4 protein-coding genes are annotated in these 12096 nt (G+C 69.8%); all 4 read right to left on the bottom strand.

Translation table 11 applies throughout. The features are described 5' to 3' along the window. Positions 1-11: 11 nt before the first annotated feature. The 4 genes from ACWCRA_RS21230 to ACWCRA_RS21215 are packed head-to-tail and all read right to left on the bottom strand — an operon-like array spanning position 12 to position 12031. Positions 12-3800: a hypothetical protein gene (locus ACWCRA_RS21230; RefSeq protein ID WP_451068316.1), complete on the bottom strand. Its 3789-nt coding sequence runs from the start codon at positions 3798-3800 to the stop codon at positions 12-14. 37 nt (positions 3801-3837) lie between these two features. After that, positions 3838-6102, bottom strand: coding sequence for a hypothetical protein (locus ACWCRA_RS21225; RefSeq protein WP_451068315.1), 2265 nt, complete (start codon positions 6100-6102; stop codon positions 3838-3840). A gap of 32 nt (positions 6103-6134) precedes the next feature. Next, positions 6135-10529, bottom strand: a complete 4395-nt coding sequence (locus tag ACWCRA_RS21220; RefSeq protein WP_451068314.1) for a DUF6603 domain-containing protein — start codon at positions 10527-10529, stop codon at positions 6135-6137. Then, entirely contained in the window at positions 10529-12031 is a 1503-nt protein-coding gene (locus ACWCRA_RS21215) for a hypothetical protein (RefSeq protein ID WP_451068313.1), read from the bottom strand. The genes ACWCRA_RS21220 and ACWCRA_RS21215 overlap by 1 nt, the downstream gene beginning before the upstream one ends. Between the last annotated feature and the right edge of the window lie 65 nt (positions 12032-12096).

Raw genomic sequence — 12096 nt, 5'->3', positions numbered from 1 at the left:
CGTCGGGGGTGTCAGGGTCCTTCCCGCGTGGATGTTTCCCCGGAGGGTGTGGGGGTGTTGAGGTCGGTGATGAACTGGAGTTGGCCCTCGCGCAGGGTGCTGGGGGTGCCGGTGGGGGCGCTGGGGGGTTGGGTGAGGTCGTAGGCGGTCCAGGTGCCGGTTGTGGCGGGTTCCCACCAGGACCAGGTGCCGTTCTGTTCGGCGGGGGTGGGATGGGCGATGGCCTGCGGATGGGCGGGCGGGGTGGTGCCCTGCGCCGGGCTGGGCTGGAGGGATGTCAGGAGCGGGCCGGTGTGGAAGGTGATCTCCATGGCGGCGAGGGCTTCTTCGACGGGCTGTTGGGGGATGTCGTGGCGGGTGACGGGGAGGATGCCGGTGTGGGCGTGGAGGGCGGCGCGGGGGTCGGCGAGGATGGTCACGTTCAGGTGGTCGCCGGCGGTGAGGGTCAGGTGCGGGTAGTTGCCGGGGGTGCCGCCGCTCGTGGTGCCGACGGGGCCGGTCACCCGCACGTAGCTCTGTGCGGGGGTGGTTGGTGGGGTGGCGGTGCTGTTGAAGGTGGTGTAGTCGGTGCCGGTGAAGTAGCCGATGACGCCGTCCTGGTGGGTGGCCTGGTCGCCGAGGCGGATGGCGAACTGCTGGGTGAGGACATCGGGCGGGGTGGGGGTGAAGGTGGTGGCCCAGCCGGGATCGGTGGCCGGGTCGCCGTCGAGCCGGAACTGGAGGCGGGTGCGCAGGAGGGCGAGGGGGCGGCCGATGAGAATGGAGAGGTGGGTGTCGGCGCGGTTGCCGAGGGAGTCGGTGGTCCACAGGGTGGCGTCGATGACGTCCAGGAAGGCGTTGAAGCCCGCCTCGGTGGCCAGGTTTTGGGAGGTGATCATGGCGTGCAGGTGGGGGGCTGCGGTCTGGACGTCGTGGAGGGTGAGCCGGCTGTGCGGGGGCGGGGCCCAGGTGCCGGTGCGGGTGCCGTCGGTCTGCGCGGTGAGGCGGTAGTCGCCGAGGGCGGTGCCGTCGGGGGCGAAGAGCAGGATGCTGTGGTCGAGATGGTTGGGAAGGACCCAGCCGGATATCGGGGTGGCATCGGCGTCGTGCCCGTAGACCTTCTGGTCGTCGTGGGCGTCGAGGAGTCGTATGTCGAGGCGCGCGTGCTGGAGGAGGCGGGGCGGGAGCTGCATCACGGAGGCGATGGCGGGGTCGATCACCTGGTCGGGTGCGAGGTGGGGGTCGAGCTGGAGGGGGAAGTTGGTTTCGTCCAGGACGCCGCTGGACGGGCCGGATTCCATGATGTCGAGGGTGCGGCCGAAGGCGTCGTAGAGGCGCAGGTCGGTGAAGTGGAAGCCGCCGTGCCGGGCACCGTGGAAGGGCAGCGAGGGCCCGGCGGGCAGCAGGGGTGCGGTGTCGACCTGGCCCTGCGCGGCGGCCGGGAGGCTGTACGCGGCCGGGGTGGCGGGGTCGGGGTAGCCGAGGAGCGGGGCGAGGGGGAGGGTTCCGGCCTTGTCGGCGGGGGTGGGGCGGCGGAAGGGGCGGGGGTCGCGCAGGGCGAGGATCTGGTGGAAGCCGGTGAGTTCCTGGGCGAGGAACTTCCATGCGTAGGTCTTGCCGATCAGGTCGTCGATACGGGCGAGGTCGCTTGTGGTGCCGTACTGGCGGACGAACGCGTCGAGGCGGGTGCGGAACAGGGTGGAGGGGTGGGGGCTGAGGGGTGAGATGCCCTGCAGGGTGCGCTGTTCGGGTGCGGCCGGTGGTGGTGCGGTCAGGCGGTAGTCGGTGCCGTCGAAGACCCAGTTCGCGCTCGTCCCCGTCGAGTCCGGGGAGTCCGTGGTGAGGGGGATGTGGGTGTAGGTGCCGGACCATTCGAGGAACAGGGGGGTCCAGGGCTGCTGCCATGTCGTGGGGAACGGATCGGGGAGGGTGCCCTTGTAGGAGTCCGGGTGGTGATCGGTCATGAGGGCGGTGAGGCTTGCCAGAGAGTCTGCTGTGCTGCTGGGGGCCAGGGAATGCGCGTTGGCGGGGTCGAGGAGCAGGAATTCCCGCAGCAGTGGCTTCACGGCGCCGTCCGGCAGGGCGTCCACATTGCCGACGCCGGCCAGGATGTCGTCCCCCGTCATCCAGGCATCGTGGGTGCCTGGCAGGAAGACACCGGTGATCAGGGTGTTGTAGGGGCGGACGGTGAGGCTGTCGGCGGGGGTGGTGGCGGGTGGGGGTTCGACGCCGGAGAGGACGACGACGGGGTTGTTGCCCTGCCAGTAGCGGGGCGCGTTGACGGCTTTGAGGGTCTTGCCGGTGTCGAGTTTCTTGGTGGTGGCGAAGGCGGTGATGCCCTGTTGGAGTGCCTGCTGCGGGTCGGCGGCCTTCGAGTCCGGCCGCGGCACCTTGGTGAGCAGGTTCTGGATGGTGGTGAACTGGGCGACGAGCCGGGCTGCGGTGCTGCCGCTGTGGGCGGGATCGAGCTCGGTGTCCAGGCGGGTGTTGAAGCCGGTGGGGTCGGTGATGTCGGGGGGTGGTGCGGGCCAGGTGTTCACGGCCGCGGACAGGTGGCCTTTTTTGAACCAGAGTGCGTGGAGTTGTTGCTGGAGACTGCCCAGGGTGATGAGGGCGTCGTCGAGGGCGGCCTGGTCCTGGTTGAGCTGAGTGAGCCAGGTCTGCTCGGCCGGGGTGAGTGTGGTGCCGGTGCTGCCCGCGGAGGTGTTCTCCACGATGGTCCAGGTGTAGCCGCCGGGTTTGGGCCCGTACCAGGTGTCGCGGATGGCGTGGTCGAGGAGGGCGTCCCCGTTGGCCTCATTGAGCTGGGGGAGCAGTTCGTACTGGAAGGCCTGCAGGAGCCGGGCCTGGGACGGGTTGTCGAGGCGGTCGGTGACCAGGGCGGTGAAGGCGTCGGTGGCGGTGTTGCCGACGCCGACGTTGAGTTCCCCGCTGTCGCGGATGGCCTGGAGCGGGTCGGTGGTGGGCGCGGGGTCGGTGCGGTTCCAGTCGACGTGGAACGCGGCGGCGTGGTAGACGCTCCGGCCGGTGGGGGTGGTGGACGCTCCGGCGGGCAGGGTCCAGCCGAGCTTGTCCAGCAGGGCCGTGTAGGCGGCGGCGTCGCTTGCGGCGGGGGCGAGGATGTCGTGGGCGGGGTTGGAGTACCAGCCGATGACGGAGTAGCTGAGGATCTCGCTGTCGATGCCGGTGAGGGGGTCGTGGAAGGAGAACACCCCGGCGTGGTGGGCGACGTAGCCGGTGAACAGGGGGTTTCCCGGGGCCATGGCGGTCAGGAACAGGTCCTGGTCCGGAGCCCGTTCGGTCCATCCGGCGAGTGGGAAGGGTATGCCGAGGCGGGCGACTTGCACGGTGGTGGCGTTCTCGTCCAGGGTGACGGCCTTGCGGACATCGTCATCTGACGCTTTCCACGCGGTGATCAGGGCGGGGTCGGCCAGGTACTGGCTGGTGTAGCCGGGGTCGGCGGTCGCGGGTGCCTTGGGTGTGAGGGGGCAGTCGCTCTCCAGGACCCACGCTGCCGCGCTGCGGGTCGTGGTGCCGTGCATGCGGACGATCAGCCACCGGTTGGGCACCGGCGGATAGGTGCCCTGGGGCTGGTCGGCGGGTGCGTGGCGCAGTGCGTCGGGGAGGGTCCAGCTCAGATGGACTCCTTCCCCGGGGCCGCCCTCGGAGCGGTCGAACGCGGTGGGCTGGGGGCTGTGCCAGTGGTTCAGTGCCTGGTAGTTGAACTGCCACCAGCGGAAGGTGTCGCGGCCCAGGAGGCCCTCATTCGCCACCAGGACGTCCAGGTGGAGGGGTACGGCGAGCGGTGGCGGGGCGGCCATAAGGGGGTGTCCTTGTCCGTCGGGAGGGGCGGAAGGGTCAGCTCGCCTGGCTGGTGAACTTGATGGCTTCGGGGGACTTGACCATCTGGAGGGCGAAGTCGCCGGGTCCGAGCTCCGTCACCGGGGCGTTCGCGGTGGTGAGGGCGTTCTGGATCGCTGTGACGGTTGCGCTGATGTCCAGGACACCGTGTCCGCCGGCGCGCGGGCTGTCGAGGGTGAGTCCGGTTCCCGGGAGCTGCTCGCCCAGGGTGCCGCCGGATGCGGTGGGGCGGCGAAGGGGGACTTTCCTGTCGTCGTCCACGCCGAACCGGAATCCTTCCTGGGGTTCGGAGAGTTCGACGGTGTCCGGGACGCCGTCGAACAGGCACAGCAGGAGAGTGGGCGCGAGGTGGTCCATGCGCAGGAGGGGCAGGAGGCCGCCGTCGGCGCTGGTGCCGCGGACGGCGAGGTTGGGCCAGCCGGAGACCAGGGCCGAGCGCAGGAGGAAGCCGCTCACGGGCCCGTCACCGCCGGTGGCCGTCGACGGTGAGGCGACACCGGTCTTCTGAGCACGGAGCGCTTGGGCCTCGGCCTGGGTGGCCTGCTGGATGGTGTCGTCCAGAGCATGGTGGAGGTGGGTGTCCCGGGAGCACTGGACCGCGACGCTGAGGGCGCCGTCGGCGAGAGCGGTGAGCCAGTTCTCGTCGAGGTGGAAGAACCGCAGGCTCTCGGGAGGGAGCATGCGCTCGTCGGGGACGAGGAGGTTGAACGGCAGGGGGTAGAGGAGCCGCAGCCGGGCGAGCCAGGTGGCGACGGGCGCCAGATCCTCCTGACCCGTGGCGGTGATCAGCGCCTGCACGTCGGAGTCGGCCAGAAAGCCCTTGGCCGTCTGCGCCGGGTTCACCGGGGTGGTGACGGTGGGCGGGGTGGGCGGGCCGGTGACCGGGACGAGGGCGGTGCTGGTGTTGAGGGTGGTCAGCAGGTCGGTGGTGAGCCGGGCGAGGACGGTGTCCTGGGCGCGGGCGTCCACCGTGAGGTCCCCGGTGTCATCGGCGGTGAAGGCGTCGCTGTTGAGCTGTTGCAGGAGACGGCCGGCCAGTTGGTGGGCGCGCTGGCGGAAGTCGTGGAGGGCCTGGGCGAAGGCGCGGTCGGCCAGCCCGAGGGAGCGTCCGGCCTGCCAGGCGGTCGCGAGGGAGGCGTCGAAGACGCCGAAGTCCTTCTGGTAGATGAGCGCCGCGTCAGCGCTGGGGCAGGGGGTGCGGCCGGTCGCGGGCGGCGGGGTGGTGCGGACCGGGGCGCACGGGCCCCGGTACCAGGCGAGGGTCTCCTCGCCGGTGCGCAGCCGGTATGCCAGGGGGGTGAATCCGTCCCTCAGCCGACGGTCGGCCTCGGCTCCGGCCGGGGTGCTGGTGTCGAGCGGTTTCCGGGGGCGGGAGCGCAGCCACAGGTTCCCGGGGCTGTAGGTGGTGCCGTCGTGCTCCTGGCCGACGAGGCTGGCCGCGAGGCCGCGGAAGTCCTGCGGGTTGTCGGGGGTGGTGTGGAAGGTCCAGGAGGCCAGCGACACCAGCGCGACGGAGGAGATGCCCTCGGCGAAAGGCGGCTGGTCCACCAGATACTTCTCGAGGCCCTCCAGGGAGACGAGGTGGACGATGGACTTCTGGGCTCCCGTGCCGGTGGCGGGGGCGGCCGGGAAGCGGTTGGCGATGACGGCGGAGAACACGCCGTCCGTCTCCAGGCCCTGTTCGGCCTTGTCGCCGATGTGGGACTCGCGACAGTGCGTGAGGAACCTGAGCTCGTTGAGCCGGGGTACGAGCGCGGTGAAGAGCGTGGCCGGGAGCTGGATGAAGGTGCACGGGTCCGTGCCGTTCACGTCGTCCTCGCGGACGGCCGCCGGTTTGAGCACGGCGGGGTCGGTGGCGAGGAAGCCGGTGACGGTGGTGGTCTGGGTGCGGGTCGGGGACGTGCTCCCGCCGGTGATCTCGTCCTCGCCGAGGACGAGCAGGGCCAGCCACGGTGCGCGGTGGGTGTCCGCCGTGTTGGCCATGGCGCGTTCCCACGGAAGCAGGGCGTCGTTGAGGACGATGTGGGGCAGCACCGTGTCGTAGGGGCCGGTGCTGTCGGCGGGAGGGTAGCGGTTGAGGACCAGGGCGGGGTCCATGGCGAACTGGGGGGCGCTGACGACCAGGTTCTGGGTGGCGCCCATGGTGCCGGTGGTGATGCCGTCCAGGGTGTGTGTCAGGTTGATCCGCCAGTTCCCGGCGGCCAGCGCGGGCACCTGGTTGTCGTAGAACCGCAGGTCGCCGATGGGAAGATCGGTGGTCACATCTGCTCCGTTCCGGTTTCCTCGGGGCCTTCTCAGCCCTGTCGCAGGGGTGCGTCGCTGAAGAGATGCTCCGCGCCGGCGGCGAGGGCGGCCAGGTCACCGTCCGTGCCGGTGAACACCGGTCCGCCGTCCTCGGCGGTCACCGTGCCGAGAAGGGCGCACAGGCTGGTCCGGGCCTGCTTCACCGTGGCGCTGTTCACGTCCTTCAGCAGCGCCACCGTGTGCGGGTCCGCCGTGGGGACGTACTCCTGGGTCGGCGTTGCCGCGAGCGGCCAGGGCGCCCGTCCGTCCGGGGAGAGGTACTCCTCCATCAGCACTGTCTGAGGAATCCCGCCCCGGGTCGCGCCGGGGGTGGGGGGCGGTGCGGTGACCGTGAAGCCGACCAGTTCCCCGGGGAGGGTCTTCGCCGATGCCGCGGCGGGAATGTGGGTGAACGGCACGGGCGGGGCGTCCCAGAGCGTCGCGGGCATCGTCTGCGTCAGAGGATCCAGTGCCCAGCCGGCGACATCGACGGGTGTGGTCGACTCGGCCCGGTGGATGGTGATGCTGTGGGTGGAGGCGACGTGGGTCCTGTCCATCGGGGTGATGGAGATGCCGCCGGGCGTGGTGGCGGAGGTGTGCCGGACGGTGGTGCCGTAGGCGAGGACGCTGGCGGGGATGGCCGAGCGGGTCTCGAAGACCAGTCCCTTGGCGCGGACGATCCACTTCTTGCCGCTGCTGCTGGGCGTGGTCGTGGCCGTGTCGTCGCGGGTCTTGGACAGTCCGCTGGTCACCGTGATGCCGCAGATGTCGGTGTGGGCGGGCAGCAGTTCGGTGAACCCGGTCCAGTCCAGGGGCTGGGTCGCGGCGGTGGGCCGGGAGGAGCCGAAGGAGACGCTGAAGCTGACCACCACCACATGGACCGTGACGACGCCGCCGGTCGGAGGCCCCCACACCTCCAGCGAGGCGCCCAGGGAGAGGCTGATGGTGATCGTGAAGAACAGCGGGTGGATCTTCAGGGACACGCCGATGGAGACACCGATGTCGCCGGTGTAGAAGAAGGGGTGCCAGCTCACCAGGAAGTCCGCGTACGCGGTGAACCAGGCCCGCAGGCTCCCGTCGTGGAAGACGGCGTCGAGAGAGCCGCCGGCCATCGCGCACGACGTGGTGAGGGCGAAGTACGCGCCGCCGGTGATGGACACCTCGTCCGAGACGGCCCAGTTGAAGCCGAGGCGGGGCACCTGCGGGAAGTAGGCGGGGGCCTTGAACGCGGGATGGTAGCCGCCCAGGGTGGTGACGAACTGGCCGGCGTTCGGATTGCTCCCGTACCAGACGTAGAAGGCGAACCCTCCGGTCAGATGGCAGTCCGGGGTGAGAACGTAGCTGTTCGGGCTGAGGATCGCGGTGGCCGCGAACAGGCCCTGGGAGGGCTGCACGATCACCCGGATACCCAGCTCCACGAAGGCGAACGGCTTCCCCTCACCGCCGGACTCATCGGCGAGCGGAAGTTGAAGGGTGGACGTTCCCAGCAGGGCGATGCTGAGATCATTGCCGAAGTCGACCGCCAGCACCGCCTTGGACTTGATCACTTTGAAGGTGGTGAACTCCAGGCCCGCGGCCAGCCAGTACTCCCCGGCCTGCGGGGTGATCCACTTCTTCGTGACGCCGCTGGGCCCGGCTGCCTGCCCTTCCATGATCTTCAGGACCGCGTCCGGGCCCTGCCCGGAGGCACTCGTGCTGCTGGGGGGCTGGGTGGACAGCAGCAGGAGCGGGAAGTCGGTCACCTCGTCCTGCCCGGGCATGACCAGGGTTCGGTTGAAGCCGAAGCCGCCCATCAGCCCGGTGACGAAGAACGGCGGCGGGCCGCCGAGGGGGGCCTCCAGCTGGACGAAGACGAACAGCGACGGCGTACCGTCGGTGAACTCCGCGTACGAGCCGAGCGCGCCGAGGCTGTACTTCTGGTACTGGACGACGAGTTCCCCGTCGAACTGGAACGTCACCCCGGAGGCGAGCTGGGCGTCCGGGACGCGCAGGACCGCGCCGAGAATCGACAGCGGCGGCTCGTCGTAGGAGATACCGAGACCGGTGAGGGTGAACTCCGGGTCGAACTTCTTCAGCGGCGAGCCGGCCCCGAGACCGTCCAGCGACAGCGCCAGCGGCCCCAGCGCGATATCGGCGTCCAGCAGGAAGAACAGGACACCGTTCGTGTACTGAGCCCCGATACGGTCGATATGGAGCGGCCCGAACGACCGGCCCACGGTGATCCAGGTGGCGCCGCTCCGCGCCGCGGGTGCGGAGCCCGGGGCCGCCGTTGCGGGAGCACCCGCGGCGGGCAGGGCAGTGGTGGTGGCGACCGGCGCCGCGGCGGCGGAGGAGTTCTGGTGGGTGGTACCGGACGAGCCCAGCGGCAGAACCAGCTGCCGGGTGTCGGCGCCCAGCGTCAGACCGGCGGTGAGGATCAGGCCCGTGTCGAGCGTGTCATATCCCAGGGAGCTGCCATGCAGCGTGCTGAGGGTGGTGTTCAGCGCGGTGACCGCGTCCGCGGACCAGGCGGCCGAGGCGTAGGCGATCTCCAGGTGCTGGATGCCGGCGTCCACCGAGGCGGGGATCTGCGGCCCTGCGACGGGCAGGTCCGACAGCTTGATGTCCAACTGCACGGCCAGATCGAGCAGGAACACCCGTCCCGAGTCGGACTTCGTGCTGGCGAGGACCAGCTGCCCGTAGTTCTCCGAGTCGGCGGTCAGGACCAGGGCGCCGGTGGTGAAGTCGTACCGGAACCCGGCGCTTTGGAGAGCGAGGTCCAGGCCGCCGGGAAGGTCGGGCGGGTCGGTCCAGCCGAACGCTTCGGCGATGTCGGAGAACCCCAGCGGATCGCCGCTCTTGGTCCAGGTGGCGGTCAGTGACGCCCCGGCGGTGCCGAGGGCGATGTCGAACCCGAACACCTCCTCACCGATCACCAGGCTGCCCGTGAGCTCCACACGGTGGCCGGTGGCGGTCTTGTCGGCGGTCAGGTCGAGGCGGGCGGTGAGCTGGGTGCCGTGGAGCGGCAGGGCTGCCTCGACACTGCCGTGCAGGGTGTACGAGAACGGCTGGCCGGCGGCCGGGCGGGTGGCGGTGACGCCGATGTCGTCGAGCACGATGTCGTGCAGCTCCTGCGGAAGGCCGGTGCCGCCCAGGGCGGTCACGAGGCTGCCGAGGTTGACCGTGCCCGGATAGGCGCCGGAGACCGAGGCTATCTCCCAGGAGGACTGGTGCTTGTCGATCTCGACGGTGAACTCGAACGGGTCGGGGAACACGGTCGCCAGGATTCCGGCGTCCGCGGTGACCCTGACCGTGGTCCAGTTCAGTCCGGACGGATCGACGGTCTCCACCATCAGACGCAGACTGTCCAGCTCCAGGACGCCCGGAATCAGGGGCCACTTTGTCAGGGTGCTGACCGACACGCCGGCATAGGCGACCTTCGCCGGCGCGGCGCTCACCGCGAGCAGGAAGGACTCCAGGCCGACCGAGGAGAAGAGCTGGATGAGCTCCGAGGGAAGAAAAGTGGTGGGGTGCGCGCCGCCCGGCAGCGGCAGAAGGTCGATCACGGAGGCCACTGAGCCGTCCTGGGGGGTGAGCGGCGCGGCCGAGAGCGTGTAGAGGTCGCCGGTCACCGGGACGGACACCGACACGGCGAACTTCTGCTGGAAGGTGCCGCCGACCAGCAGGTCAATCTCCTGCAAGGGGTTGAGATCGTCGCTGGTGCCGATCCTCACGGTCACGTGGGGATCGGTGAGGGCGAGCGTGTAGGGGTCGGTGCCGATACTGAATCCCTGGCCGCCGATCGGCGCGGACAGCGCGCCCACCGGCAGGACCTCGCCGGCGGCCGGTGCGAAGGGCCCGTGGACCGGCCAGGTCTGTGTGCCGGACAGCTCGCCCAGCAGGGCGCCGGCCAGGGAGACGCCGCCGAAGCCGAGACGGCACAGCAGATTCAGCCCGGGCACCAGAGCGGCCGTGGTGCTCTCTCCCGGCCAGGTGAACGCGGACTGCGTGGTGGTGGAGTACACGAACAGCGCGCCGCTGACCTTCAGCAGGTGGAACGGGAACACGCTGAGGTCGGGGAAACTTTTTTTGAATGCCCAGTCGGCGGGCATGGTCGCGGTGACGGTGGTCTGCAGGGTGCCGCCGGTGACGGTGAAGGCGACCGTGACGCCCACGCCGCTCTGTTTCAGAACCGGCGCGGTTCCGGCGCCGATGGTCAGGACGCCTCCGGTCGGGCCGGTGATGTCCCCCGGGGTGACGCCGGTCAGGGTCAGGCTCTGCCCGGACGGCAGGGCGAACGCGGCGGCCAGCGCGGCGGCCGTTTCCTGGCCCACCACGGCCGCGTCCAGCACGAGCGTCGCGCCCTTGCCGGCGGCGGTGCGCAGATACCCGGCCAGTGCGGTGAGGTCGCTGAAAGCGTCCGTCATCACTGCCCCCCGGCTAGCGGCGCGTTCCGGCACTGCACGCTGTCTTGAGGCATGGGGATCGTGAACAGCGCGTTGATAGCGTCGTCTGTCAGAGGGACGGTCGTTCCGGACTTGTCCGGAGCGAGCACTTCCGCCATCAGCTGCTCGACTGCCTGGCACGCCGCCTTGCCCACATCGACCGCCTGCGCACCCGCGCCCCCGGCATGCGCCTCGACGAAACCGCTCACCGGTACCCCACCGGTCCCGGCGTCCAGCATGACCGGCGGCGGAACATTCGCTGCCGGGTCACCGTCGCTCTCCTCCCTGGCGCAGATCCCCTCCAGCTGCTCGCGGTAGGAGTTCACACGCGCGGCGCCCTTATTCGCCTGGTCACTCAGGCCCGTCGTCGGAGCGTACTTGCGCACACTGATCCGGGTGTACTGCTGATAGAGGGCAGGTCCCTTTCCGGCCAGGCGTTTGAGATAGTTGACGAAGCTGACGTCCTCGGCCGAGGCGATGAACCCCGGCCCGATACTGATGTTCCGGCGTACCAGTTCAGTGATGTTCCACAGGACCGCTTGCTGCACCAGTCCCGGAACCTCCTTCCGAGCGGGCAGGGTCGCCGCAGGCTGCCCCAGCTCCGTTTGGGCTTGATCCCGGACATCCTTCAGGCCCAGCGCCTTGGTGCCCGCCTGGAATCCCGCGCACACCCAGTTGCCGGGACCGACGTTGGCGGTGAGATCGTCCTCCACATCGCTCAGACCGTCCGAGTGCTGGTTGGGCCCGGGCACCGGGGCAGGGAAATTGGAGAGCGCGACGACATTGTCGTCGAAGACCCAGGCGGAACCCCAGTCCGCCGCCGGGAGATTCGCCTGTCCCGGCTGAGGTATCCCGGTGCGCAGTGTCTTGCACAGCTGGAGCGCGGCGAACCGGCTGGCGCCGAATCCCGCCATCTGGCGCTTCGCCACATTCCCCGCACCGCGGAACTGCCATCCGACGACGTTCACTTCCGTATTCCGCAACTGCTCCGAGTAGTAGTGGTACTCCATCATGTGCACCACGACATAGACACTCCGTTGTGTCCCGACCCTGCTCGGAGCGTAGATCGGCGGCGGAGTGCCCGGGACGAGCCTGCCGCTGCGGTCCTTCTCGCCTATGCCGACGGCGCGCATGTCCCCGACACCCCAGTACGCCTGCCCCAGAGCCACGCGGTTGCCGTCCAGATACTCCTGCGCCGCCGCCACGCCTTCCCTGATCCATTCGGCCCGGCCGCTGGAGACCACCACGAGCGGCGGTCTGCGCCCCGCCCTGGACTCCACGGCCGCCACGGCCTCCCAGTTCGGCGTCGCCAGCCCGATCCCTTGGAGCAGACTCAGACCGCGCAGTGTCTCCATCCGCAGTACCGGCAAACCGGACCAGTAGGCGGATGATGCGGATCCGACCTCAATATTCTCCAGCGGCGAGTATTTCGAGGTCACCAGCGAGCCGCCATAACTCGAATTCCATTTTACGGAAATGGGCATCACACCACCAGGGGTTCACTGTCCGGTCAAGGACACGGGGAAGACCGTGCACGTCGAGGCGCTGA

The sequence above is a fragment of the Streptomyces sp. NPDC001889 genome (assembly GCF_053594535.1).
Note: the sequence above shows the minus strand (reverse complement) of the source record. Positions and strands in the feature narration are given on the sequence as shown.

Bases quoted from the DNA above. Each gene is read 5' to 3' on its own strand.
- ACWCRA_RS21230 (WP_451068316.1), bottom strand. From the start codon at position 3,800: ATGGCCGCCCCGCCACCGCTCGCCGTACCCCTCCACCTGGACGTCCTG.
- ACWCRA_RS21215 (WP_451068313.1), bottom strand. From the start codon at position 12,031: ATGCCCATTTCCGTAAAATGGAATTCGAGTTATGGCGGCTCGCTGGTG.
- ACWCRA_RS21220 (WP_451068314.1), bottom strand. From the start codon at position 10,529: ATGACGGACGCTTTCAGCGACCTCACCGCACTGGCCGGGTATCTGCGC.